The organism is Halomonas kalidii (genome assembly GCF_030010475.1).
GTDB lineage: Bacteria > Pseudomonadota > Gammaproteobacteria > Pseudomonadales > Halomonadaceae > Halomonas > Halomonas heilongjiangensis.
Genome location: NZ_JASCQN010000015.1, coordinates 1 through 24,382, shown reverse-complemented (window position 1 = coordinate 24,382; position 24,382 = coordinate 1). Strand labels below are relative to the sequence as shown.

Genomic DNA, 24,382 nt, shown 5'->3' with positions numbered 1-24,382 from the left:
CCCAGAGGTGCCTGCATGATCCCTTTCGCCGCCCCCGTCCGTGACCTCCGCTTCGTGCTGCAGGAGTTGCTCGAACACGGCTCGCTCGCCCTGCCCGGCTTCGAGGAGGCCAGCCCCGACCTGGTCGAGGCGGTGCTGGAAGAAGCCGCCAGGCTGGCGAACGAGGTGTGGGCGCCGCTCAATGCCAGCGGCGACGCCCAGGGCTGCCGGCTGGAAGAGGGGCGTGTCCAGGTGCCCGACGGCTTTATCGCGGCCTACCGTGGCTACGCCGAGGGGGGCTGGAACGGCATCGGCGTGTCCGAGGCGTTGGGCGGCCAGGGCCTGCCCGAGGTGGTGGCCAGCGCGGTACAGGAGATGCTCCACGGCGCCAACATGGCACTGGGCCTGTGTCCGATGCTCACCGCCGGCGCCATCGAGGCGCTGGCCCATCACGGCAGCGACGCTCTCAAGGAGACCTACCTGCCCAAGCTCATCGAGGGCAGCTGGACCGGCACCATGAACCTCACCGAGCCCCAGGCCGGCTCCGATCTCTCCCGCGTGCGCACCCGTGCCGTCCCATGCCCTGATGAAGAGGGCGGCCATTACCGCCTGTTCGGCCAGAAGATCTTTATCACCTGGGGCGAACACGACGCCGCCGAGAACATCCTCCACCTGGTGCTGGCGCGTACCCCGGACGCCCCCGAGGGTAACAAGGGCATCTCGCTGTTCCTGGTGCCGAAGTACCTGGTGGGCGCCGATGGCTCACTCGGTGAGCGCAACGACGTGGTCTGCGCCTCCATCGAGCACAAGCTCGGCATCCATGGCTCGCCCACCTGCACCCTGAGCTTCGGCGAGCACGACGGCGCCATCGGCTATCTGGTCGGCGAGGAGGGGCGCGGGCTCAACCACATGTTCACCATGATGAACGAGGCGCGCCACAAGGTCGGCGTGCAGGGCATCGGGGTGGCAGAGCGCGCCTGCCAGCACGCCTTCGCCTATGCCCTGGACCGCGTGCAGGGCAAGTCGCACGGCAGTGAGGCCACCATCAGCGAGCACCTGGACGTGCGCCGCATGCTGCTCTCGATGCGCGCCCGCACCGATGCCCTGCGGGCGCTGGCGCTCTACTGCGCCGCCCAGCTCGACGTGGCCCGCCACGCCGCTGCCGCCGAGCGCGCCGCCGCCCAGGCGCGGGTCGAGGTGCTGATCCCGGTGGTCAAGGCGTTCTCCACCGATCAGGCCGTGGAGATCGCCTCGCTGGGCGTGCAGGTACACGGCGGCATGGGCTATATCGAGGAGACCGGCGCCGCCCAGCTGCTGCGCGATGCCCGCATCGCGCCCATCTACGAGGGTACCAACGGCATCCAGGCCCTCGACCTGGCCGGGCGCAAGCTGCAGCGCGACGGCGGCGCGGCGCTCAAGAGCCTGATCGACGACGTCGAGGCCACCACCCAGGCGCTGGCGGCCAACCCCGCACTGGCAGCCCTCGGCGAGTGCCTGGCCGCCGGCGTCGCCGACCTGCGTGCCGCCCTGGTCCTGGTGCTGGAGCAGGGCACCGACCCCGAGAGCGGCCCCGATGCCGTCCAGGCCTATGCCACCCCCTTCCTGGCCCTCGTCGGCCATGTGCTCTGCGCCTGGCAGATGGGCCGGGCGGCACTCAAGGCCCGCGCCGCCGTCGAGGCCGGCAGTGACGATCCCTTCTATGCTGCCAAGCTGCAGAGCGCCGACTTCGCCATTCGTCAGTGGCTGCCAGTGGGCCGTGCCCAGCGGGCGGTGATCGAGGCGGGCATGGCGAGCCTCGCCGCCTTCGATGCCGCGGCACGCTGACTCGGGCCAGCGACCCCCACATCCGGGACCGCCCGCAGCAGACGGGCGGCCTGCACCTTCACCACCGACCCGCCAAGAGAGAGCCCGCATGACCACCTCGATCTTCGAACAGGGCCTGCCGCAGACGCCGGCCAACCACGTGCCACTATCGCCATTGACCTTCATCGAACGCAGCGCCTCGGTCTATCCCGACTACCCGGCGGTGGTGCATGGTGACATCCGCCGCACCTGGGCCGAGACCTGGGCGCGCTGCCGGCGGCTCGCCTCGGCGCTGGAGCGGCGCGGCATCGCACCCGGCCAGACCGTGGCCGCCATGCTGCCCAACGTGCCGGCCATGTTCGAGGCCCACTTCGGCGTGCCGCTGGCGGGCTGCGTGCTCAACACCCTGAACATCCGCCTGGACGCCGAGGCGATCGCCTACATGCTCGGGCACGGCGAAGCGAAGGCGATCCTGGTCGACCCGGAGTTCGCCGGCGTGATCGAGCAGGCCGTGTCCGGGCTCGAGCACAAGCCGCTGCTGATCGACGTGGCGGATGCGCTCTTCGAGGGCGAGGCCCGCCCCATCGGCGAGATCGAATACGAGGCGCTGCTCGCCGAGGGTGATCCGGCCTATCCTTACCGGCTGCCCGAGGACGAGTGGCATGCGATCTCGCTCAACTACACCTCCGGCACCACAGGCAAGCCCAAGGGCGTGGTCTACCATCACCGCGGCGCCTACCTCAACGCGGTGAGCAACATCCTCGAGTGGGCCATGCCGCACCACCCGGTCTATCTCTGGACCCTGCCGATGTTCCACTGCAACGGCTGGTGCTTCCCCTGGAGCATCGCCGCCCGCGCCGGCGTGAGCGTCTGTCTGCGCCGCGTCGACCCGAAGACGATCATGAACCTGATCGCCGACGAGCGGGTGACCCACTTCAGCGGCGCCCCCATCGTGCTCAACGGCCTGGTCAACCTGCCCGACGAGCACAAGCGCGACTTCGACCACCCGGTGAAGGCCACCACCGCCGGCGCCGCGCCGCCCGCCTCGGTGATCGCCGGGGTCGAGACCATGGGCATCGAGGTGACCCACGTCTACGGCCTCACCGAGGTCTACGGCCCGGTGACCGTGTGCGCCTGGCGCCAAGCCTGGGACGAACTGCCCCTGGAGCAGCGGGCCAGGATCAAGGCCCGCCAGGGCGTGCGCTACCACATGCTCGAGGCGCTCTGCGTGGCCGATCCCGATACCCTGGCGCCGGTGCCCAAGGATGGCGAGACCATCGGCGAAATCCTGATGCGCGGCAACAACGTGATGAAGGGCTATCTCAAGAACCCCGAGGCCACCGAGCAGGCCCTGCAGGGTGGCTGGTACCATACCGGCGACCTCGCCGTGTGGCATGCCGACGGCTACCTCGAGATCAAGGACCGCTCCAAGGACATCATCATCTCCGGCGGCGAGAATATCTCCACCATCGAGGTGGAGGACGCCATCTACTCGCACCCGGCGGTGGAGGAGGCCGCGGTGGTCGCCAAGCCCGACGAGAAGTGGGGCGAGACCCCCTGCGCCTTCGTCAAACTCAAGGCCGGCTACGGGGAGGTCACCGAGGCCGACATCATCGCGCACTGCCGACAGCACCTGGCCCGCTTCAAGGTGCCGAGGACGGTGGTCTTCAGCGAACTGCCCAAGACCTCCACCGGCAAGATCCAGAAGTTCGTGCTGCGCGAACAAGCACGCAAGCAGTAACTATCCGCCGCCCGGGAGGCCCTGTGGGGTCAGACCCCGGCGGCGGGCAACCCCGTTTGAGAAGCGCACGGTGATAGGCTTGGTGGCTTGGCTGGGGTCTGACCCCAAAGGGGCGGGCCACTGCGGCATCACCCCACAAGAAGAGATCGAGGAGAGTACAGATGAGCCAACAACCAATCGGCGTGGTCGGCGCCGGCACCATGGGACAGGGCATCGCCCAGGTGCTGGTGACCAGCGGCTTCGCGGTGCAGCTCTACGACGTGGCCGACGAGCAGCTCGCCCGTGCCCGCGGCGCCATCGACAAGGGGCTGGGCAAGCTGGTGGCCAAGGAAAAACTCAGCGAGGCCGACAGGGGCGAGGCCATGGTGCGCCTCTCGACGAGCACCGCGTTGGACGCGCTGCGCGACTGTGCGGTGATCATCGAGGCCGCTCCCGAACAGCCGGCGCTCAAGGAGAAGCTGTTCCGCGACCTCAGCCGCCTGACCTTCGATGCGATACTCGCCTCCAACACCTCGTCGCTGTCGCTGACCCGGCTCGCCGCGGTGTGCGAGCGCCCCGAGCGGGTGGTGGGCATGCACTTCTTCAACCCGGTGCCGGTGTTGAAGCTGGTCGAGGTGATCCGCGCCGAGCAGACCAGTGACGCCACCGTGGAGCGCATCGAGGCGCTCACCCAAGCGCTGGGCAAGACCGCCGTGGCCATCGCCGATTCCCCTGGCTTCGCCGTCAACCGCCTGTTGGTGCCGATGATCAACGAGGCCGCCTTCCTGCTGCAGGAGGGAGCCGCCACCGCCGAGGACATCGATCAGTCGATGAAGCTCGGCGCCGCCCATCCCATGGGGCCGCTGGTGCTCGCCGACCTGATCGGGCTCGACGTCTGCCTGGCGATCATGGAGGTGCTGCAGCAGGGCTTCGGCGACCCCAAGTATCGCCCCTGCCCGCTGCTCAAGCGCATGGTCGATGCCGGCTACCTGGGTCGGAAGAGCGGCCGTGGCTTCCACGTCTATGAATGACGGTCGAGCCCATCGACAAAAGAGGGGATTGCCGACCTACCAAGCGTTCGCTAGGGTGAGTCGGTATCCCTTTCGACAAGAACGCAGTTAGCCAGGAGCCACCATGAGCGACAAACTGATCGAGGTCGTCGACAACGCCGGCGTCGTGCGCCTGACCATCACTCGTCCCAAGGCGCTGAATGCCCTCAACAGCGCCGTGCTCGGCGAGCTGGAGCACGTGCTGGTCGAGCTGGAGGGCCGCGACGACCTGCGCGCCGTGCTGATCACCGGTGCCGGCGAGAAATCCTTCGTCGCCGGCGCCGACATCGCCGAGATGCGCGACAAGACCCCGGAGCAGGCCCGTGACTTCGCCCGTGCCGCGCTTGCCACCTTCAAGCGCCTGGAGACCCTGCCGGTGCCCACCGTGGCCCTGGTCAACGGCTTCTGCCTGGGCGGCGGCTGCGAGCTGGCGCTGGCCTGCGACTGGGCGGTGGCCAGCGACAACGCGGTCTTCGGCCAGCCCGAGGTGCTGCTCGGCGTCATCCCCGGCTTCGGCGGCACCCAGCGCCTGCCGCGCCGGGTCGGCCCGGCCATGGCGCTCGACCTGTGCACCACCGGCCGCAAGATCGATGCCGCCGAGGCGCTGCGCATCGGCCTGATCAATCGGGTGATGGCGCAGAGCGAGCTCGAGGCCTACGCCCAGGAGCTCAGCCAGCAGATCGGCGGTAACGGCCCGCAGTCGGTGCGCGCCGCCAAGCAGGCCATCCACGACGGCATGGACCAGGACCTCGACAGCGCCCTGGCGCTGGAGAACGCCCTGTTCGCCTTCTGCTTCGCCGGCGAGGAGCAGACCGAGGGCATGAGCGCCTTCGTCGAGAAGCGCAAGCCCAACTTCTGAACATCGATAGTAGCGCTGTGTTAGCTGGCCGGGGCCTTGGTGCCCCGGCTATTGCGTGTCAGGGGGCGGACTTGCCGCCGAGGGTGTGGAGCTGCGCCGGGGTATCGATATCCCGGCAGACGCCGGGATCCTCGACGGCGTGCTCCTGATAGCGGTTACGATGCCGGCGAATGACCTCCCTGGCCCCGTCGTCGCCGTCCAGGGTCTCGAGCTCGGGCCAGAAGTCACGGCCGAAGAGCACCGGATGGCCGGGGGGAGGATATAGCAGGGGCGGACGATGCCCGATCGCGTGGCTTGCCGCTGCAGGGCGTGCAGCGTCTCGAGCCGGATATCGGGCATGTCGCCGAGCAGGATGGCGGCGGCCCCGACGTTTGCCAGGGAGCCGTCGCGGCCGAGGGCGGCGATCGCCTCGCCGAGGCTTGCCCCCAGGCCGCGTCCGGCTCGGGTGGCACGGAGGATCGGCGTGCTCACGGGCAGCCCCAGGGCGACCGGGTCGTCTTCCTCGCGCAGCACCACGCGCAGCCGGGGAAAGGCCTCGGTGGCCCGGGCCACCGCGGCGGCCAGCAGTCGGCGGCCATCCGGCAGGCGGGCGATGCGCTTGTCGGCGGCGCCGAAACGCCGGGAATAGCCGGCGGCCAGTACGACCGCCACGATCGGAACAGAGGGAGGCGTTTCAGAGGGCATCGCGTGGTCTGCCGCGCTGCACGCGGACGATATCGGCCATCACCGCGAGCGCGATCTCGGCGGGAGTCTTGCTGCCCAGGTCCAGGCCGATCGGCATATGCAGGCGGGCGATATCGGCCTCGCTCAGGCCACCGGAGCGGCGCAACCGCTCGGCCCGCGCTCGGGAAGTGCGCCGCGAGCCCATCACCCCGATATAGAAGGCCGGCGTGCGCACCGCCTCGATCATCGCCAGGTCGTCGATGCGCGGGTCATGGGTCAGGGCCACCACGGCGGTGGCCCCATGACAGCCGCCCGCGGCGATAAAGACCGAAGGCAGTACTGGCTCGATCTCGACCCCCGGGACGTCGAAGCCGGCCAGTGCCTCCTCGCGGGGATCGCAGACGATCACCTCGAAGCCCAGGCCCAGGGCGAACCGGGCACAGGCCTCCGCGACCGGCGAGAGCCCGGCCAGGATCAGTCGTGCCGCCGGCGTCAGGCGGATCTGTACGGCGCCACGCTCGGTGTCCCGGATCACCCGCGGGCCGATGCCGTCGTCCTCGACGAAGTGTCGGGCGCCGCTGTCGAGCTCGACCCGGCGCGCCAGGGCGCGCCGGCCCTGCAGGGTGGCGAGCAGTACCTCCAGGTGCACCAGGGTCTCGGCGTCCGGCACCAGGCGCTCGACCAGCACGTCGAGGATGCCGCCACAGGGCAGGGCGATGCCGGTGCCGTCGACGCCATCACTCTCATTGCCACCCCCGCCGTAGCGCAAAGTGGTGATGGGGGTATCGAACTCACCCTCGGCCAGCCGGGCCAGGAAGTCCTCCTCGACGCAGCCCCCTGACAGCGAGCCGACATGGCGGCCGTCGCCGCGTACCGCCAGCAGCGAGCCCGGGGCGCGGGGCGAGGAGCCGTAGGTGGCCAACACCGTGCACAGCCACACCGTTTCGCCGTCGCGCGCCCAGGCCAGTGCCCGCTCGATGACCTGCAGGTCGAGGTGCTGCATGCTCAGCTCGCCAGCTGGTCGCCGATCGGCAGGCGCCGGATGCGCTTGCCGGTGGCGGCGAAGATCGCGTTGCACAGCGCCGGCGTCACCGGTGGTACGCCGGGCTCGCCGACGCCGCCCATGGGTGCCTCGGAGCTGTCGTTGATCAGATGCACGCGTGTCACGCGGGGCGCCTGGGGCATGCGCGGAATCAGGTACTGATGGAAGTTGTCCTGCTCGACGCGCCCCTCGCTGACCGTGATCTCGCTGTGCAGGGCATTGCCGATGCCCATGACGCAGGACCCTTCCATCTGGGCGCGGATACGCTCGGGATTCACCTGGGGGCCGCAGTCGAAGGCGATGTCGGCGCTGTGGATGGTGAGCTCGCCGTCATCGTCGACCTCCACGTCGAACACCACCGCGGTGTAGGAGACGAAGCTGTGATGCACGGCCAGCCCCAGGCCGCGGCCCTCGGGCAGCTCGCGTCCCCAGCCGGCTTCCTCGGTGGCCTTCTCGACCACGGCGCGCAGGCGGCCGATATCGACGGGGTAGCGCTCCGGATCCTCGCCGTAGTTCCAGGTGTCATCGAGATCCCGGGTATCGATCCGGCGCGCCGGGCCCAGCAGGTCGAGCAGGTAATCACGATGATCGCGTCCCGCCGCCTCGGCCATCTCGGCGGCGAAGCTCTGGATGGCGAAGGCGTGCGGCAGGTTGTAGACGGCGCGGAACCAGCCGATGCGCACGTGGGCCGGGGCCTCGGGGTTCTCCAGGCGCATGGCGGGGATATCGAAGGGCGTCGTGTTGAAGCCCATGCCGAGCTCGAAGGGCTGCTTCTGTTCGGGGTCGGGGGCGAACAGCGAGCCGATGCTCGGCGAGAGGGTGCGGTGGCGCCAGGCCAGCGCCTTGCCGTCCCCGTCCAGTCCCGCCTCCAGGCGATCCACCGACACCGCGTGGAAATAGTCATGCTGGATATCGTCTTCGCGCGTCCACTGGACCCGCACCGGACGCCCCTCGAACTCCTGGGCCAGGCTGGCGGCCTCCAGCACGAAATCCGGCTTGGACTTGCGCCCGAAGCCGCCGCCCAGCAGGGTCACGTTGACGGTGACGTCCTCGGGCTCGAGGCCCAGGCGCCCGGCCACGCCATCCCGGGCGGCCTGGGGCGACTGCACCGGCGCCCATATCTCCATCTTGCCGTTCGCCAGGCGGGCGAGGGCGGCGGGTGGCTCCATCGTCGCATGGGCGAGATGCGGCATGTAGTAGGTGGCCTCGATGTGCGTCTCGGCGTCGGCCAGGGCCGCCTCGATATCGCCCTGCTCGCGGATCACCCGGCCGGGCGACCGGGCGGTTTCCTCCAGTGCCTCGCGATAGGCCGTCGAGTCGTAGCCGGCGTTGTCGCCGGCGCTCTCGGTGTCCCACTCGATCTCCAGGGCATCGCGCCCCTGGATGGCCGCCCAGGTGTTCTCGGCGACCACCGCCACGCCGCCCAGCGGCGCGAAGCCGGCCGGCTGCACGGCGCCGTCGATCTCCACCACCCGGACCACCCCCGGGACCTCCAGGGCCGCGCTGTCGTCGACGCTGGCCAGGGTGGCGCCGTAGACCGGTGGCCTGGCGATCACCGCGTAGAGCATGTCGTCGAGCATCACGTCGGCGCCATAGACCGCGCGGCCCGTGACGATATCCTCCCCGTCGATGGCCAGGGGGCGGTCGGTTTTTACATTCTCGCGACCGATGTAGCGCCACTCGTCCCGCGACTTGAGGGTCAGGGTGTCACGCTCGGGCACCGGCAACTGACTGGCTGCCGCGGCCAGCGCGCCGAAGCCCAGTTCACGGCCGCTGGGTTCATGGATCACCACATGCACCCCGGCACGGCACTCCTCGACCGGGGCCTCCCACTGCTCGGCGGCGGCCTGCTCCAGCATGGTCCGTGCCGCCGCGGCGGCGCGCCGCATGGGATCGAACCAGTGGCGCATGCTGCGCGAGCCGTCGGTATCCTGGTTGCCGTAGCGTTCCTCGTGGCCGATAGCCTGCTCGACCCGGACGCGATCCCAGTCGGCGCCGAGCTCGTCGGCGGCCACCATCACCAGGCTGGTGCGAATGCCCTGACCCATTTCGGCACGGTGATTGACGACGGTGACCGTGCCGTCCTCGTCGATGCGGATGAAGACGTTGGGATCGTCGACCCAGCCGTGGGGCATGCCATCCGCCCCGTAGCTGGCTTCTTCCTCGTCCTCGGCCAGGGAAAGATCCCAGCGGGCAGCGATCACCAGGGCGCCGCTCGCGGCGAGCCCCTTGAGGAAGTGGCGACGGCTGACATTGGCCAGTAGCAGCGTATCGCGATAAGTGCTCATGCCTGCTCCTCCTCATGGCCGGCGGCCCGATGAATGGCCTGACGAATGCGGTGGTAGGTGCCGCAGCGGCACAGATTGCCGGCCATGGCGTCCAGGATCTGCTCGTCGTCGGGATCTGCATGTTCCTTGAGCAGCGCCGTGGCGCTCATGATCTGCCCGCCCTGGCAGTAACCGCACTGCGCCACGCCGAGATCCAGCCAGGCCTGCTGGACCCGGCTTCCGATCTCGTCTTCGCCGATGGCCTCGAGGGTGGTGATCTCCCGCCCCTGTGCCTGGGCGACGGGGGTGACGCAGGAGCGTACCGCCTCGCCATCCAGGTGGACCGTGCAGGCGCCGCACTGCGCCATGCCGCAGCCGAACTTGGTACCGGTAAGCCCGGCGACGTCGCGCAGGGCCCAGAGCAGCGGCATCTGCTCCGGCACATCCAGGTCGTGATCCTCACCGTTGATTGTCAGGGTAACCATTCTCCCTCTCCTGTCTTGTTGTCATGGCGCCCCGCTTCAGAGAGGGGCAGGGATAGAGTCCTTGGCGAGAGGATTATTGACCGGCACGCTCCTCGAAGACGTCTCTCGCTATTGGGAGCGTAGAGAAATGGTTAGGCCAACCGGCATGGAACGCCAGGCGTATCGGGACGCTTGAGGCATCCTTTCGAGTCTGGCCATGGCCTCGGCTTACTTGGCGAAGCTGTTCAGAACTCCATCCGCAGCCCCACGTCGATCTGGTAGTGGCGATAGCCACTCTGGCCTTCCACGGTCTCGAGAAAGACATAGGCGGCGCGGCCCTGTGCCATCTGGGCCGTCAGCCCGGCCCCCAGGTTCAGGTAGGTGCGCTCCGGGGAGTCGGTGCGAAGCGAGAAGGTCGTGTTGGTGGGATCCTCCTGGAAGCGGGCATTGATCAGGCGGCTGCGGTCGCTGAATTCATGCGCGAGGCCTACACGGGTGGTGTAGTGCATGACGCCCCACGACTGGCTGGCGGCATAGGAGAGCTGGACGGCCGCCTCCGCCGTCTGCGACTCGATGGTCTGGCCGTCGATGTGCAGCAGGGCGCCCGCTCCCAGGTTGTCGGGATGTCGGGGGCGCTCGGTGTAGCCGTCGATTTCCCCACGGAGATAGTCGAAGCTGGCCTGGAGGCTGGTGGTCCAGGGGCCGTTGGAAATGTCGTAACCGGCGTTCAGCCCCAGGGCATATTCGTCGCCCTTGGGGCGTGCCAGGGCGCTCTGGTTGCCGATCGATTCACTGAAGACGGTGCGCACCGTGTCGTAGCGGTTGCGTCCCACGGTGGCGATGCCCTCGAGGTAGAACGCATCGGACAGCAAGTGGGTGCCATACAGGGAAAGGTTGTAGCCGTCCACGTCGACGCCACCGGCATTGTCGCGCAGGTCCGTGTCGGTGCGCGTGATGCCCAGGGCAGTACCGACCACGGTGTCTGGCGTGAGGCGATAGTCCACGCCGGTAGTGAGGCCGAAGCTCCGGCTGCGGAATCCCGGCTCCGCATCGCTGCTGTCGCGGCGGCTTAGCGCCGCCGAGCCGTTGACGAAGACTCCCCATTGGCTGAACGCCAGAATGTCGCTGTCACTGCTGGCGCCACCGCCGAGGATATCGCCGTACAGGCTGGAGGGTGCCCGGCCGTCGTGCATGGCGAAGCTGAGGCCGCGGGTGCTCACGCCCGTGGCTCCCGCACGCAATTCGCTCATGCGATCGGCAACGTTATCCAACTGCTGTCGCATGGTCTGCATGCTGACACGGCCCTGCGAGGCCACTTCATCGGGAGCCAGGCCATCGTAGTAGTTGGGGCCGGGATCCTCGTCTGCCGCCGCCGCCTCACACACGGCAAGCAGGTCGCGCTGTCGGGACGTCAGCCCTCCTTCCGAGGTCTGACGCACATTGTCACAGGCGTTGTGCAAGGCGCGGGCGACCTCCCGCTGACGTTCCGTCAGGCCTTCCCGCTCCGCGGGGTCTTCCGGTTGGGCCTCCGGTTCTGGTTCCGGCTCTGGCTCCGGTTCTACTACCTCGGAGTCAGGGTCGGTGACTTCTCCCGCTTCCTGCCCCTGTGCCTCGAGGGGCAGGGCCAGGCCGAAGAGGAGAATGGCCAGCGCACCGGTGCCGGCGACAAGGTGACGAGACAGATGGCGTTCGGAATGATGGCCGACGGGAAGGGTGCCCCCGTCCTGCGGGTTGCTTGGCTGGACCACGGTGCTCCCCTCCCTTTCCCTTGCTGGAGACACTCTGTTTCGAGTCCGCTTGTCCACAGACCGCCCCTTGCAGGCGAAGCCGCCCGGCAAGCGATTCTTTTGACTTATCCGATTTGAGACTAGTCACAGCGTCTGGGCGCTGCAACCGTTCGCCTGGAGGGCGTCATGCACGTTTCTCTGGGCTCGACTAGACTGGCAAACATTCAGCGCTGCCTGGGAGCCTGTCGGACTTAACGCTGATCTGCTACGAACCCCGGCCTTTCGGCCAACTTCATCGATCTGATTTGTTAAATAGCTGGCTATTCGCCTCAACAGATCGATGAACTTGTCTCGAAATCCGTGATCCTCGCGACGATCGGTCAAGCCCGACAGGCTCCTGGCGGATTCGGCGCCTCGGCACGTACGAGAAAGGCAGGGAACGATGAGTGAGCAGCAGCATCTCCGGCTCACCGGCCACTTCTCCAATGACTTCCGCATCCTGCGTTTCTCGGGCGCGGAAGAGCTTGGCCGGCTGTTCGACTTCACGGTGGAACTCCTGGCAACCTCCGAGGATATCGCCTTTCCTGACGTGCTGGGCGGCAAGCTTACCCTGAGCCTCGAGTTGGAAGAGGGCGAGCGCTATTTCGACGGTTGTGTGGTGGCCTTTTCCCAGGTCGGGCGGCTTGGCCGGTATGCGCTCTACCACGCGCGGCTGCGCCCCTGGCTCTGGTATCTCGGCCTGACACGGGATTGTCGCATCTTTCAGAACCAGAGCGCTCCGGAGATCATCCAGACGCTGTTTGCGGAACACGGACAGTCGGATTTCGAAGATACCCTGTCCCAGGACTACGAGCCCCGGGAATACTGTGTTCAGTACCGAGAGAGTGACTTCGATTTCCTGAGTCGCCTGATGGAAGAAGAGGGCATTTATTACTTCTTCCGCCATTCCGACGGCCAGCACGTCCTGGTATTGGCGGACGCCCCCGTTTGCCATGAGCGCATTCCGGGATGTGACGAGGCGAACTTCCTGCCGCCGGAGTCGGAAAGGGGACGGGCCCGGGATCATGTCTGGGACTGGTGGCTGGAGCAGCAGATCCAGACCGAGCTCTTCGCCCTGCGCGACTTCGACTTCGAGAACCCGCGTAATCCACCGGAGGCGAAGGAGTCCCGTCCCCGGGATCACCAGGCGGGCAGTTACGAGGCCTACGACTACCCGGGCGGGTTCATCCAGGCGTCCCCCCATGGCAGGCGCCTGGCGGCTGCCCGCAGTGACGAGAGCCAGACGCAGTTCGAGAGTGTCAGGGCCGTTGGCAACCTGCGGGCGATCATGTGCGGAGGCCTGTTCGCGCTGAAGGGGCATGCCCGTGAGGACCAGAACCGGGAGTATCTCGTCACCGGCAGCAGTGTCGACGCCCGGGCCGCGGACTACGAGGCCGGCGCCGGGGGCGAGGAGGCCTCCTTTCGCTGCTCCTTCACCGCCATCGACAGCAGCGTCTGTTTCCGGCCGGCCCGGGTGACCCCGCGGCCGGTGGTTCAGGGGCTGCAGACGGCCATCGTGGTCGGCCAGGCGGGCGAGGAGATCTGGACGGACCAGTATGGTCGGGTCAAATGCCAGTTCCACTGGGATCGGCAGGGGGCCAAGGACGAGAACAGCTCCTGCTGGGTGCGTGTCTCCCAGGCCTGGGCCGGGAGTGGTTGGGGGGCCATGTTCGTGCCACGCATCGGCCAGGAGGTCATCGTCGCCTTTCTGGAAGGGGATCCCGACAGGCCGATCATCGTCGGCCGGGTCTACAACGCCGACTGCATGCCGCCGTTCGACCTGCCCGGCGACGCCATGGTCGGCGGAGTGAAGACGAATTCCACACCGGGAGGTGGCGGCTACAACGAGATCTCGATGAACGATACGGCGGGCGAGGAACTGCTGCATGTCCATGCCCAGAAGGATCAGGATACCGTCGTCGAGAACGACGAACAGCATGCCGTGGGCCACGACCGCACCCGGTCCGTGGGCAACGACGAGCAGACCAGCATCGGCAATGACCGCAGCGAGACCGTTGGCAGCAATGAAACGCTACAGGTTGGAGTGAACCGCACCGAGACCGTGGGCGGCAGTGAAGCCGTCACCGTTGGCCAGAATCGTACGCATACGATCAGCGGTAACGATGTGCTCAACGTTGCCATGACCCGCACCCAGTCCGTGGGTATCAATGACATGGTCAACGTGGGAGGGGCTCAGGAGACGAATGTCGGAGGGCTGCGTTCGGTGATCGTCGGCGGGCTCCAGAGTACGGCGGTGGGGGCCAGCCTGACAGAAGCGGTGGCCGGCAACCGCGATGAGAAAGTCGGCGGCAGCCGCTCGAGCTCGGTGAGCAACAACGATTCTCTCAGCGTGGGCCAGGGCATGACCGTCAACGTGGGGAAGAATCTGACCATCGAGGCGGGCGACCAGGTCGTCATCCGCACCGGCAAGTCGAGTATCACCATGAAGAAGGATGGGTCCATCACCATCCAGGGCAAGGATATCACCATCAATGGCTCCGGTGGCATCAACGTCAAGGCCAGCAAGAATGTCGTGATCAAGGGCAAGAAGGTACTGCAGAACTGATCGGGAAAAACCGGCAAGGAGAAACACCATGGCCGATGATCTTGCGGAAGTCGTTCCACGGCAGCGTATCCCGGCAAGCCATGACCGAATCGACGGGGTCGTCATCGGCCGGCTTGTTGGCTTCGATGACGGCGGATATCCGTTGGTGGCGTTTCCCGGTAACGATAACGATGCCGGCACGCGCGCCCGCAGTACCACCGACCTGGGGGCCGAGGATATGGGCCGGGAGTTGGCGCTGATGTTCGAGAACGGTGACCCGGCGCGCCCACTGATCCTGGGCCGGATGCATTGCCCTGTGTATAGCCCCGGTGGGGCACCGGGGCGGTCGGCGGTGATCGCCGAGACCGACGGCGAGCGCCTGGAGCTGCGGGCGAACCAGGAGATCGTGCTGCGTTGCGGGCGCGCCAGCATCACCCTGACCCGGGCCGGCAAGATCCTGCTGCGCGGGGCCTACCTGTTGAGCCGGTCCTCGGGGGTGAATCGTATCAAGGGCGGCTCGGTGCAGATCAACTGACGGGTAGCGTGCCATGGAACTGCTCAACGCCACCAGGATGCAGGCCGGCTACACGCTGGGCATGGAGCCCAGCGGCCGGGAGCATCTGGTGGTGGTCGTCAAGGGGACCTTCGAGTTTCCGCGCCGCGACGAGGTGCCGCGCCTGGCCGAGGATCAGCTCCCCCTGGTGACGGCGGATACCTTCACCGGTGAGCCGGGCCTCTCGGCGCCGGTGTTCGAAACCGACTACGTGCCCTGGAAATCCCGCTGTGATGTGCTGCTGCACGGCAGTGCCCATGCGCCGGGGGGGCGGCCGGCGGTGCGGGTGCCGGTGGGGCTGCAAGTGGCGGGCATGACCAAGCACCTCGCGGTGGTCGGCGAGCGCGCCTGGCAAGCCGGCCTCATCGCCATCAGTCCGGGGCCGCCACAGCCCTTCACCCACATGCCCATCACCTACGATCGAGCCTTCGGTGGCCTGGACGACTTTCACCCGGACGCGAGCAAGCACGCGGCGTACATGGCCAATCCCGTGGGCAAGGGCTACCACCTCACGCTCAAGGGGGGGCTCATCGACGGCACCCCCATGCCCAACACCGAGGAGCCGGATCACCCCGTGAAGATGCCCAATCGGGACTATCGTCCGATGGCTTTCGGCCCATTGGGGCGTGGCTGGCAACCGCGGCTCGGCTATGCCGGCACCTACGACCAGCACTGGCTGGACGAGGTGTTCCCCTTCCTGCCCGCGGACTTCCAGGATGCCTACTACCAGGCCGCCCCGGCCGATCAGCAGATTCCGTACCCGAGTGGTGGCGAACCCGTTCAGTTGCTCAACCTGACGCCCGAGGGGCGTACCGCCTTCCGGTTGCCCGAGGTGGAGGTTCCGGTGGTCTTCTTCCGCAAGGGAGGCGAGCGTCACGAGACCCAGGCCGTGATCGACACCATCGTGCTGCTGCCGGAGGCTGGCCTGTTCACCCTGAGCTGGCGCGTCAGCCTCCCGCTGCGCCGGAGCATCTTTGAGGTCCCCCAGGTGTTGGCGGGACGGATGTCCCGTGGCTGGTGGCGCGCCCGCGAACTGGGCAAGGAGTATCACACCTCGCTGGCGTCGCTGGTGCGTGCCAGGCGTGCCTCTGCAGAGGGGGATGAGTGATGAGCGCGCCGGCGCTGGCGGTCCTTGGCACGGGCATGGTCACCGGCGTGGGGCTGACGGCCCCGGCCGCCTGTGCCGCCATTCGCTGTGCCATCGACAATTTCCAGGAGACCCGGTTCATGGATGCCGGTGGCGAGTGGCTGCTGGGATGCGAAGTGCCCCTGGAGCAGCCGTGGCGGGGCCGGACCAAGCTCGTGAAGATGCTGGCCATGGCCCTGCAGGAGTGCCTGGATGATGTGCCGGACCTGGACCCGGCCTCGACACCGATGATCCTCGGCGTTGCCGAAACCAGCCGGCCCGGTCGCCTCGAAGGGTTGGACGATGCCCTGATCCGCGAGGTGGCAGCGGAGCTCGGCCTGCGTTTCCACCCCGGGTCCCGGGTCATCGCCGGCGGACGCATCGCGGTGGTCGAGGGGCTGTGGCGAGCCCGCGAGCTGCTCGCCAGCCGAGACGTCGACCGGGTAATCGTGGCGGGAGTCGACGGCCTGCTCATCGCGTCGTCTCTCGCCGCCTTCGAGGCCCGCGACCGGCTGCTGACCAGCCAGAATTCCAACGGCTTTATCCCGGGGGAGGCGGCGGCTGCGCTCGTCGTCGAGTTGGCGCGCCCCAGCGAGGCGCCGCAGCTTCTGTGCATGGGCCTGGGCTTCGGCAGCGAGCCGGCACATGTGGAAGCCGAAGACCAGCCCCTGCGGGCGGATGGCCTGGTGGCGGCGATCCGTGGCGCCTTGGCCGAGATCGGGACCACCCTCGCCGCGACGGACTTCCGCATCGTGGATGTCTCCGGCGAGCAGTATGGCTTCAAGGAAGCCGCCCTGGCGCTGAGCCGGCTGCTGCGGGAGCGCAAGGCGGAATACGACATCTGGCACCCGGCGGACTGCATCGGCGAGGTGGGGGCAGCCATCGGCGCCGTGATGCTCGGCGTCACCCGCGCCGCCGTCACCAAGGCCTATGCCCCGGGCAACCACGTGCTCGCCCACTTCGGCAACGACGACGGCCGCCGCGCCGCCGCCATCCTGAGCTACCAGCCGGTGAGGGCTCCCTGATGGCCAACGACGTCTTCGCCAACGGCCGCGAGATCTCCTGCAAGGCGGCGGACGGAAAAGCCATTGCGGCCTTTCCCGATGTGTGCATGACGCCCCCGGAAAACCCGACCACTCCACCCGGCGTGCCGGTGCCCTATCCCAATACCGGCATGGCGAAGGATGCGACCAGCGGCAGCAAGAGCGTCAAGATCTCCCGGAAGGAGGTGATGCTCAAGAACAAGTCCTACTTCAAGAAAAGCACCGGAGACGAAGCGGGGCGTGCGGCCAAGAAAGGCGTCGTGACCAGCGTGAATCGGGGGAAAGTGTATTTCAAGGCATGGTCGATGGATGTGAAGTTCGAGGGCCAAAACGTTGTGCGCCACTTGGATTTGACGACGCATAATCATGCTTCTGATCCTGGCCAAACGCCGCCATGGCCTTTTGTGGATACGATGACAGCAGCCCAAAAAAAGGCATGCGAGGAGGATAAGAAAAAAGAGGAGAAGGCTTGTGAAGACTATAAGCCATATAAAGAGGATGGTAAGGATGTGTGCAAGGAGGCCGGTTTATCGGGAGCCTTTAGTAAGAATAAGGGAGTCGCGACGAAGCGATCGAAATCCGCCAGTAAGGATCCATGTTCGGCGGCTAGACGATGCCGGCTGCTTCCGTTCAATGCCAAACCAGAAGATGGTGTCAGTGGTTGCTGTCCAGCTCAGACCGGCGATCATATCGTACCTAAGAGCTCTTTCTTCGTGAATTCGGTAAGCGACGGGGAGCTTATGCCTGGATGGGATGATTACAGCATCAATGATGCACCTTGCATGTGCTTGGAAGGGGGTAGTAATACCGGTAGTCACGGTCTGCGGCATGCCCATCACAAAGCTTTCAGTACGGTTGAGCATGGTGCTGAGCGGGCCTTCAATGATGAGGTGAAGCATTGTGCGAAGGGGGCCAAGGCCGTTGCGCCACAGTGTGACCAGGCATGCATCGAGGCTCAGTTGAAGGAAGGTCACAAGAATATGGGTGACCGCCGTAGCAAGATCAAACACTCATCGACGGGTGCCAATTATAAGGGGAGCGAGCAGGCGCTTCTCGATAAAATTTCAAGTATGGTAGGCAAGGCCGGCGTTAAAGCTCGTTAAGCAGAGAATGGGTGATCTATGATTAGTGAATTTGCAGCCGCGCGGGAGTTCGTTCGAGGAGCGGCCCGCTACCATGATCTCGTCTATATCATCAGCAAGGGAAAAGTGCTGCTGAATGAGGATATCTCACATACCAGTGTCATTGCTGTTGACCAAGGCCAATGGGCTGACGTTGTGGACACGGCATGGGATTCTACTGCAATCGCTGTGGCCCGGTTACCCTCAGAAAAGCTCATAGTGGTCGGGGAAGACGGTGATGTGGTTACTTATACGGGAGGAGTAGAAACACGAGAGAAAATATCTCCTAAGCCAGTGATGATTCGACATGCACGTCGTATCTCGGACTACGTTTACGCTTGCGGAATGAAGCGCCAAGTTTATAAGCGCGTTGATGAAGGTGTTTGGAGCGACATAGGTGCACCATTTCCAGGTGTTGATGAGGAGGTGGGCTTCGAGTCAATTGATGGATTCAATGATGAAGAAGTCTATGCGGTCGGTTGGAATGGTGAAATATGGGAATTTGACGGGTATAAATGGATCCGGCGTGGAAGTCCTACCAACGTGATATTGACCTCTGTATGCTGTGCGCCTAACGGCGTCGTCTATGCTGCGGGTCAACAGGGGGTTATGATCAAAGGCAGGCATGATGTTTGGGAAAGTATTGAATGGGAAGACGAGGTTGCTGTCGATTTTTGGGATTTGTGCTGGTTTGAGGACGACCTGTACATTGCGACCATGACAGACTTGTATAAGCTGAGGGGCAATGCTCTCATTGAGGTGGATTTTGGAATAGAATTTCCTCCGAGTTGTTATAGCTTGACATCGGAAGAAGGTGTTCTCTGGTCGATAGGTCGGGATCATGTTGCTTCATACGATGGGGCGGATTGGCAAATATACGATTGAAAACTTCTGCTGCCCTATGACACGAGAATGATCGAGTGGGTCAGTCGGTCTTTTTGGCTGAAAACGAAGTGTTTGCGAAGGCAGCGAGGCCTTATATGGATGTACGCGTACCAGCCATCATCTCGCAAGCTGTTGACCAACATGCCGAAGAGGCGCCGTTCCTGTGGCTGCTACGTGATGGGGCTGTTGTGGCGCCTCATTACTCCTTGGTCGATCTGGCCAAGCTCGATAACCGCCTCGAGGCCCACCTCGATGGCCTGCGCATCGCCGGCGATGCCGGCTGGGCGGCGTGCAGTGAGCAACTGGAGTATCGGGAGCCGGGCGAGGTCTTTGCCGCCGCCGTGCTGGCCCTGGAGAGCGGCGAGGCAGAGCGGATCCGCCGCGTCTACGAGGTGGTCGGCTCGGCCCCCGAGACGCAGCGCGGGCTGGTCTCGGCGTTCGGCTGGGTCGATCGCGCCTGGTGGCGCGGCGAGGTCAGGGATCTGCTGGTGGCGGAATCAGCCTTCTGGCGCCGGCTAGGGCTGGCGGCGGCGACCACCCAGCGGCTGGACCCCGGGCGACCGCTCCTGGCTGCCCTGGAGGCCAGTGATCCGTCCCTGCGGGGGACGGCGCTGCGGGTGGCCGCGCGCCTGGGACGGACGGACCTGTTGCCGGCGGTGCAGGCACAGCTGACCAGCGACGACGAGGCGGTGCGCTTCTCAGCGGCCTGGGCGGCGACCCTGCTCGGGGATCGCGGTACGGCGCCTCGCGCGGCCCTGACATTCGTCGACGCGGATCACCCCCGGTTCGCGGCACCGGCCCTCAGGGTGGCCCTGCGTGCGCTACCGCCCAACGAGGGGCAATCGTGGCTGGGGCACTTCGCCGGACGGCCGGAGACGCTGCGCCATGCGGTGGTGGCCGGCGGCATCCTCGGCGATCCGGTCCATGTTCCCTGGCTGCTGGAGCAGATGAGAATAGCGGAGCTCGCCCGCGTGGCCGGCGAAGCCTTCACGATGATCACGGGGGTCGATATGGCCTATGAGGACCTCGAGGGGGAGTGGCCCGAGGGGTTCGAGGCCGGCCCCACGGAGCATCCCGAAGACGACAACGTGGCGCTGGATGCCGACGAGGAGCTGCCCTGGCCGGAGGCGGCGCTCGTCGCCGACTGGTGGGGCCATCACCAGGCGGCGTTTCAGCCGGGACAGCGTTATCTGCTCGGCCATCCCATTACGCCGGAGCATCTGCGGTGGGTGCTGTGCCAGGGGATGCAGCGTCAGCGCGAGGCGGCAGCGCTGGAGCGGAAGCTGCTGAGCCCCGGCGAGCCGCTGTTCGAGACGCGGGCGCGGGGAAACGTGCAGCAGCAGCGGCTCGGACTGCATACCAAGAATGTCTGAGGCGTCCCTTTGGCACATTGTTGAAATAACACCGATTTTTCAGTCGATTGGTTGTATCTCCGCTGTGAAGTTTTTTTTCGTCATGGTTTCGCGCAGTGACGGCACTGATGCTATACCTCATTAAGCAGGATGAGGCATCTAGCACCCTCGAGGTGTCGTTTCGGTGCCTTTTCGCAGCGGGGAAGGTGGTAGCCCCAGAGATGTATCAGGCATATCAAGACGGGGATCCTTTCATGGATCTGCAAGGGTTGCTCGAACCGCATCACGAGGCGCCGCCCACGGGAGCGGACCTGGATGCGGCGGGCGAGATACTCACTCTGGACATGCTGGCCAAGTGGGGGGCTCCCGACGATGAGCCGGAGTGGGAGGAATTGCGGTCAGCCTGTCTCGCGGCGCTGGACAAGAGCCGCGACCTTCGCCCGGCCGTCTATCTGACGGCCGCACTGCTCCACACCCATGGGATACCGGGGTTCGCCGATGGGCTCCGACTGCTCCGCGGCCTGCTGGAGCAGTACTGGGAGCCGCTGTTTCCGCCATTGGACGAAGACGGCGATGCCATGGAGCGTTCCAGCGCGCTGTTCAATCTCACCAACTTCCACAAGGTCCTGAAACCGCTGCGCAATATTCCCCTGGTGGAGGATCGCGCAGTGGGCCGATTCAGCCTGCAGGATATCGAGGTCGCCGAGGGCAAGGCCGAGGCGCGCGAGGGACAGGGGGGCGAGTTGCCCCAGGTGGGGGTGATCCAGGCCGTATTCCAGGCCGTTGGCCAGGAGACGTCACGGGAATTGGCGGCGACGATCGCCAGGGCCGTGGATGACCTGGTCGCCATCGAGAGCCTGTTCCGGGAGCACTGCGGGCCCGACCAGGCGCCGGATCTGTCCCGCTTGAAGGAACAGCTGCAGCGGGTCGGCGTGACGCTGCGAACCTATTCGCCCGAGGGCGCCGGACCGGCGGCCGCTACCGAGGCCAGCGAGGCACCGGACAGCCAGGTCTCTGGCAGTGAGCCGTCGGCCAGCCAGGCGGTCGGCGCCGCCCCGCAGCCGCCGGCCATGGCGGGCGAGATCCGTAGCCGGCAGGATGCCGTGGCCGCCATGGAGGGTATTTCCCGTTACTTCCGTCGCCATGAGCCATCGAGTCCGATTCCCTTGCTGATGGAGCGGGCGAAACGGCTGGTGGACATGGACTTTCTGTCTATCCTTCGGGATGTGGCGCCCGATGCCGTACCCCAGGGGGAGAAGCTGCGGGGCGACGACAAGCCAGAGTGACGATGTCTCCCGGGCAGTGCGCAGATGCCTGAGACGTCGCCCGAACCTCATGACTGAAGGGAGTACGCAATCATGGCCAAGCCCAGTTCCCAGAAATTCATCGCCCGGAACCGGGCTCCGCGGGTGCAGATAGAGTACGACACGGAGTTGTACGGGGCCGAGAAGACGGTGCAGCTGCCGTTCGTGATGGCGGTGCTGGCCGATCTGGTCGGGGACAGCCAGGAGCAACTGCCGCCGGTGGATGGTCGCAAGCTGCTGGAGATCGACGTCGACAACTTCGACCAGCGCATGAAGGCGCTTCGTCCCAGCCTCCAGTTTGCGGCGCCGAACCGTCTCACCGGTGAAGGCAACCTCGCGATCGAACTGGAACTCGAGAGCATGGACGACTTCTCGCCGGCAGCGGTGGCACGCAAGATCGAGCCGCTGCGGCAACTGCTGGAAGCCCGGCAGCAGCTGGCGAACCTGGTGACCTACATGGATGGCAAGTCCGGTGCCGAGGAGCTGATCGCCAAGGTCCTGAACGATCAGGGGTTGCTCGAGACCCTGGGGGCGATGCCCAAGGGCGACGAAGAAACACAGAGCGAGGGCTAAGTCATGGCCGAGACAGACACCGACAAGGCTCCGCAGAGCCAACCCGAGGCGGAAGCGCTCACCGCCGACGACTTCAGCCAGCTGCTGCAGAAGGAGTTCCGACCGAAGTCCGACCGCGCGCGTGAAGAGGTGGAGACGGCGGTCAAGACCCTGGCGGCCCAGGCGCTGCGGGAAACCACGGTGATCTCCGACGATGCCATCAGCACCATCAATGCCATCATCGCGGAGATCGACGAGAAACTCACCGACCAGGTCAACGAGGTACTCCACCACGGGAAGTTCCAGGCGCTGGAGGGCGCGTGGCGGGGCTTGCACCATCTCGTCAACAACACCGAAACCGACGAGATGCTGAAGATCCGCTTCATGCCGATCAGCAAGAAGGAGTTGCACAAGACGCTGCGCAAGTACAAGGGCACCGCCTGGGACCAGAGCCCGATCTTCAAACGGGTCTACGAGGAGGAGTACGGCCAGCTCGGTGGCGAGCCGGTGGGCTGCATCATCGGCGATTACCACTTCGACCACGGGCCCCAGGACGTGGAGCTGCTGTCCGGCATGGCACAGATCGCCGCGGCCGCCCATGCGCCCTTCATTGCGGGCGCCGACCCAGGGTTGCTGCAGATGGACTCCTGGCAGGAGCTGACCAACCCGCGCGACCTGACGAAGATCTTCTCCACGCCCGAATACGCCGGCTGGCGCTCCCTCAGGGAGTCGGAGGACTCCAAGTACCTGGCACTGGCGATGCCGCGCTTCCTGTCCCGGCTGCCCTACGGTGCCGCCACCGAACCGGTGGAGGAGTTCGACTTCGAGGAGGATACCGTCGGTCCCAATGCGAGCAAGTACACCTGGGCAAACTCCGCCTATGCCATGGGGGTGAACATCAACCGCTCGTTCAAGCTGTACGGGTGGTGCACGCGCATCCGCGGCGTCGAGTCCGGCGGTTCCGTGGAAGGGTTGCCGGTGCATACCTTCCCCAGTGACGACGGCGGCGTCGACATGAAATGCCCCTCCGAGATCGCCATCAGCGATCGCCGTGAGGCCGAGCTGGCCAAGAGTGGCCTGATGCCGCTGATCCATCGCAAGAATACCGATGTGGCGGCCTTCATCGGTGCGCAGAGCCTGCACAAGCCGGCGGAATATGACGACCCGGACGCCACGGCCAACGCCCAGTTGGGGGCCAGGCTGCCGTACCTGTTTGCCACGACACGTTTCGCGCACTATCTCAAGTGCATCGTTCGCGACAAGGTGGGCTCCTTCAAGGAGCGCGAGGACATGCAGAAATTTCTGCAGGGCTGGATCATGAAATACGTCACCGGCGATCCGGCCAACGCCACCGAAGAGACGAAGGCACGCAAGCCCTTGGCGGCGGCCGAGGTGCAGGTCATGGAGGACGAGGCCAATCCCGGCTATTACACCTCGACCTTTCATCTCCGGCCGCACTACCAACTGGAAGGGCTGAGTGTCTCGCTGCGGTTGGTCTCGAAATTGCCTTCCGCCAAGGGGTAATGGAAGAAAGGGATAGCGGAAGAGGCAGGGGATCTGGGGCCGGCAGGCTGGATGCGTCCAGGGCCGGCGATCGGGAAGGGCGGCCAGGGCGCCGTCCCAGACAAGGGGTAAGACGTCATGGCTGTAGACATGTTTCTGAAGCTGGAGGGAATCGATGGCGAGTCCACCGACCATGCCCATGAAGACGAGATCGATGTGCTGTCCTGGAGTTGGGGAGTGAGCAACTCCGGCACCATGCATATCGCGCGTGGCGGCGGCGCCGGCAAGGCAAGTTTTCAGGACGTCCAGGTGGTCAAATACGTGGACAAGGCCACGGCTGGGCTTCTACAGGCGGTGGCCACCGGCAAGCATGTCCCGTCCGGCACACTGACCATACGCAAGGCGGGAGGGGATGAACCGGTCGAATACTTGGTGATCGAGCTGAAGAGCGTCCTCATCAGCTCCTATCAGACCGGCGGCTCCCAGGGCGAGGAGCGGTTGACGGAGTCCGTCACCCTCAATTTCGAGGAGTTCAAGGTCAACTATACCCCCCAGGACAACGACGGCAGTGCGCTGGCCGCGGTGGATTTCGGGTACAACATCGCCAAGAGCGAGGCGGCTTGACGGCCGGGGCGCTCGCCGCATTCGCCGACGGCTCGGCCGATGCCGGGCGGGGGTCGGCCAGGGAGGGACATGCCGGAACTGGTGAACAAGGAGGCCTTGCAGCCGTCCCTGCTGGATCGGCTGACGGATCGGGCCCGCTTCGTCGAGCGACTCGGCCTGGCC

Annotated in this window: 20 protein-coding genes; 15 read left to right on the top strand and 5 right to left on the bottom strand. The window is 65.9% G+C overall.

Annotated features, from left to right (window positions below; translation table 11 throughout):
- Nucleotides 1-15 precede the first annotated feature (15 nt).
- From QLQ85_RS02720 to QLQ85_RS02705, 4 genes are all read left to right on the top strand, one after another.
- Nucleotides 16-1,803, top strand: coding sequence for an acyl-CoA dehydrogenase (locus tag QLQ85_RS02720; RefSeq protein ID WP_282737585.1), 1,788 nt, complete (start codon nucleotides 16-18; stop codon nucleotides 1,801-1,803).
- 88 nt (nucleotides 1,804-1,891) lie between these two features.
- Entirely contained in the window at nucleotides 1,892-3,523 is a 1,632-nt protein-coding gene (locus QLQ85_RS02715; protein ID WP_282737584.1) for an acyl-CoA synthetase, read from the top strand.
- A 161-nt stretch (nucleotides 3,524-3,684) separates the two neighbouring features.
- Entirely contained in the window at nucleotides 3,685-4,533 is an 849-nt protein-coding gene (locus QLQ85_RS02710; RefSeq protein WP_282737583.1) for a 3-hydroxyacyl-CoA dehydrogenase NAD-binding domain-containing protein, read from the top strand.
- 103 nt (nucleotides 4,534-4,636) lie between these two features.
- Nucleotides 4,637-5,410 carry an enoyl-CoA hydratase-related protein gene (locus tag QLQ85_RS02705; protein WP_282737582.1) on the top strand — a complete coding sequence of 258 codons (774 nt, stop codon included), beginning with the start codon at nucleotides 4,637-4,639 and terminating at the stop codon, nucleotides 5,408-5,410.
- A gap of 48 nt (nucleotides 5,411-5,458) precedes the next feature.
- On the opposite strand, the gene QLQ85_RS02700 is transcribed toward QLQ85_RS02705, so the two are convergent.
- From QLQ85_RS02700 to QLQ85_RS02680, 5 genes are all read right to left on the bottom strand, one after another.
- The gene (locus QLQ85_RS02700) at nucleotides 5,459-6,061 is read right to left on the bottom strand and encodes an NTP transferase domain-containing protein (RefSeq protein WP_282737581.1); all 603 of its coding nucleotides are present in this window, start codon (nucleotides 6,059-6,061) and stop codon (nucleotides 5,459-5,461) included.
- A gap of 22 nt (nucleotides 6,062-6,083) precedes the next feature.
- The gene (locus tag QLQ85_RS02695; protein ID WP_282737580.1) at nucleotides 6,084-7,076 is read right to left on the bottom strand and encodes an XdhC family protein; all 993 of its coding nucleotides are present in this window, start codon (nucleotides 7,074-7,076) and stop codon (nucleotides 6,084-6,086) included.
- Between the two features lie 2 nt (nucleotides 7,077-7,078).
- Complete coding sequence (locus tag QLQ85_RS02690) at nucleotides 7,079-9,403, bottom strand: xanthine dehydrogenase family protein molybdopterin-binding subunit (protein ID WP_282737579.1); 2,325 nt, start codon at nucleotides 9,401-9,403, stop codon at nucleotides 7,079-7,081.
- Nucleotides 9,400-9,867 carry a (2Fe-2S)-binding protein gene (locus QLQ85_RS02685; RefSeq protein WP_282737578.1) on the bottom strand — a complete coding sequence of 156 codons (468 nt, stop codon included), beginning with the start codon at nucleotides 9,865-9,867 and terminating at the stop codon, nucleotides 9,400-9,402. The genes QLQ85_RS02690 and QLQ85_RS02685 overlap by 4 nt, the downstream gene beginning before the upstream one ends.
- Nucleotides 9,868-10,091: 224 nt before the next feature.
- Nucleotides 10,092-11,594 (bottom strand): autotransporter outer membrane beta-barrel domain-containing protein, encoded by a 1,503-nt coding sequence (locus tag QLQ85_RS02680; RefSeq protein ID WP_282737577.1) that lies wholly within the window; start codon nucleotides 11,592-11,594, stop codon nucleotides 10,092-10,094.
- A 421-nt stretch (nucleotides 11,595-12,015) separates the two neighbouring features.
- Between QLQ85_RS02680 and QLQ85_RS02675 the strand changes: the two genes are divergently transcribed.
- From QLQ85_RS02675 to QLQ85_RS02625, 11 genes are all read left to right on the top strand, one after another.
- Nucleotides 12,016-14,178 carry a type VI secretion system Vgr family protein gene (locus QLQ85_RS02675; protein ID WP_282737576.1) on the top strand — a complete coding sequence of 721 codons (2,163 nt, stop codon included), beginning with the start codon at nucleotides 12,016-12,018 and terminating at the stop codon, nucleotides 14,176-14,178.
- Between the two features lie 28 nt (nucleotides 14,179-14,206).
- On the top strand, nucleotides 14,207-14,692 hold the full coding sequence (locus QLQ85_RS02670; RefSeq protein ID WP_282737575.1) for a DUF6484 domain-containing protein: 486 nt from the start codon (nucleotides 14,207-14,209) through the stop codon (nucleotides 14,690-14,692).
- Nucleotides 14,693-14,705: 13 nt separating this feature from the next.
- Nucleotides 14,706-15,818 carry a DUF2169 family type VI secretion system accessory protein gene (locus QLQ85_RS02665; protein ID WP_282737574.1) on the top strand — a complete coding sequence of 371 codons (1,113 nt, stop codon included), beginning with the start codon at nucleotides 14,706-14,708 and terminating at the stop codon, nucleotides 15,816-15,818.
- Nucleotides 15,818-16,861, top strand: coding sequence for a hypothetical protein (locus QLQ85_RS02660; protein ID WP_282737573.1), 1,044 nt, complete (start codon nucleotides 15,818-15,820; stop codon nucleotides 16,859-16,861). The genes QLQ85_RS02665 and QLQ85_RS02660 overlap by 1 nt, the downstream gene beginning before the upstream one ends.
- A complete protein-coding gene (locus tag QLQ85_RS02655) occupies nucleotides 16,861-17,982 on the top strand; it encodes a PAAR-like domain-containing protein (protein WP_282737572.1) in 1,122 nt (373 codons plus the stop codon). Before QLQ85_RS02660 ends, QLQ85_RS02655 begins: the two co-directional genes overlap by 1 nt.
- 18 nt (nucleotides 17,983-18,000) lie before the next feature.
- Nucleotides 18,001-18,885, top strand: a complete 885-nt coding sequence (locus tag QLQ85_RS02650; protein ID WP_282737571.1) for a hypothetical protein — start codon at nucleotides 18,001-18,003, stop codon at nucleotides 18,883-18,885.
- 95 nt (nucleotides 18,886-18,980) lie between these two features.
- A complete protein-coding gene (locus QLQ85_RS02645; RefSeq protein ID WP_282737570.1) occupies nucleotides 18,981-20,258 on the top strand; it encodes a TIGR02270 family protein in 1,278 nt (425 codons plus the stop codon).
- Nucleotides 20,259-20,491: 233 nt separating this feature from the next.
- Nucleotides 20,492-21,523 carry a type VI secretion system protein TssA gene (gene tssA, locus QLQ85_RS02640; RefSeq protein WP_282737569.1) on the top strand — a complete coding sequence of 344 codons (1,032 nt, stop codon included), beginning with the start codon at nucleotides 20,492-20,494 and terminating at the stop codon, nucleotides 21,521-21,523.
- A gap of 72 nt (nucleotides 21,524-21,595) precedes the next feature.
- Entirely contained in the window at nucleotides 21,596-22,114 is a 519-nt protein-coding gene (tssB, locus tag QLQ85_RS02635; RefSeq protein WP_102629930.1) for a type VI secretion system contractile sheath small subunit, read from the top strand.
- Between the two features lie 3 nt (nucleotides 22,115-22,117).
- Entirely contained in the window at nucleotides 22,118-23,617 is a 1,500-nt protein-coding gene (tssC, locus tag QLQ85_RS02630) for a type VI secretion system contractile sheath large subunit (protein ID WP_282737568.1), read from the top strand.
- 129 nt (nucleotides 23,618-23,746) lie between these two features.
- Nucleotides 23,747-24,220, top strand: a complete 474-nt coding sequence (locus QLQ85_RS02625; RefSeq protein ID WP_240618427.1) for an Hcp family type VI secretion system effector — start codon at nucleotides 23,747-23,749, stop codon at nucleotides 24,218-24,220.
- Nucleotides 24,221-24,382 lie beyond the last annotated feature (162 nt).

Bases quoted from the DNA above. Each gene is read 5' to 3' on its own strand.
- QLQ85_RS02670 (WP_282737575.1), top strand. From the start codon at position 14,207: ATGGCCGATGATCTTGCGGAAGTCGTTCCACGGCAGCGTATCCCGGCA.
- QLQ85_RS02655 (WP_282737572.1), top strand. From the start codon at position 16,861: ATGGCCAACGACGTCTTCGCCAACGGCCGCGAGATCTCCTGCAAGGCG.
- tssA (WP_282737569.1), top strand. From the start codon at position 20,492: ATGGATCTGCAAGGGTTGCTCGAACCGCATCACGAGGCGCCGCCCACG.
- QLQ85_RS02715 (WP_282737584.1), top strand. From the start codon at position 1,892: ATGACCACCTCGATCTTCGAACAGGGCCTGCCGCAGACGCCGGCCAAC.
- QLQ85_RS02720 (WP_282737585.1), top strand. From the start codon at position 16: ATGATCCCTTTCGCCGCCCCCGTCCGTGACCTCCGCTTCGTGCTGCAG.
- QLQ85_RS02690 (WP_282737579.1), bottom strand. From the start codon at position 9,403: ATGAGCACTTATCGCGATACGCTGCTACTGGCCAATGTCAGCCGTCGC.
- QLQ85_RS02625 (WP_240618427.1), top strand. From the start codon at position 23,747: ATGTTTCTGAAGCTGGAGGGAATCGATGGCGAGTCCACCGACCATGCC.
- QLQ85_RS02665 (WP_282737574.1), top strand. From the start codon at position 14,706: ATGGAACTGCTCAACGCCACCAGGATGCAGGCCGGCTACACGCTGGGC.
- QLQ85_RS02650 (WP_282737571.1), top strand. From the start codon at position 18,001: ATGATTAGTGAATTTGCAGCCGCGCGGGAGTTCGTTCGAGGAGCGGCC.
- QLQ85_RS02660 (WP_282737573.1), top strand. From the start codon at position 15,818: ATGAGCGCGCCGGCGCTGGCGGTCCTTGGCACGGGCATGGTCACCGGC.
- QLQ85_RS02645 (WP_282737570.1), top strand. From the start codon at position 18,981: ATGGATGTACGCGTACCAGCCATCATCTCGCAAGCTGTTGACCAACAT.
- tssB (WP_102629930.1), top strand. From the start codon at position 21,596: ATGGCCAAGCCCAGTTCCCAGAAATTCATCGCCCGGAACCGGGCTCCG.
- QLQ85_RS02685 (WP_282737578.1), bottom strand. From the start codon at position 9,867: ATGGTTACCCTGACAATCAACGGTGAGGATCACGACCTGGATGTGCCG.
- QLQ85_RS02710 (WP_282737583.1), top strand. From the start codon at position 3,685: ATGAGCCAACAACCAATCGGCGTGGTCGGCGCCGGCACCATGGGACAG.
- QLQ85_RS02695 (WP_282737580.1), bottom strand. From the start codon at position 7,076: ATGCAGCACCTCGACCTGCAGGTCATCGAGCGGGCACTGGCCTGGGCG.
- QLQ85_RS02705 (WP_282737582.1), top strand. From the start codon at position 4,637: ATGAGCGACAAACTGATCGAGGTCGTCGACAACGCCGGCGTCGTGCGC.
- tssC (WP_282737568.1), top strand. From the start codon at position 22,118: ATGGCCGAGACAGACACCGACAAGGCTCCGCAGAGCCAACCCGAGGCG.
- QLQ85_RS02675 (WP_282737576.1), top strand. From the start codon at position 12,016: ATGAGTGAGCAGCAGCATCTCCGGCTCACCGGCCACTTCTCCAATGAC.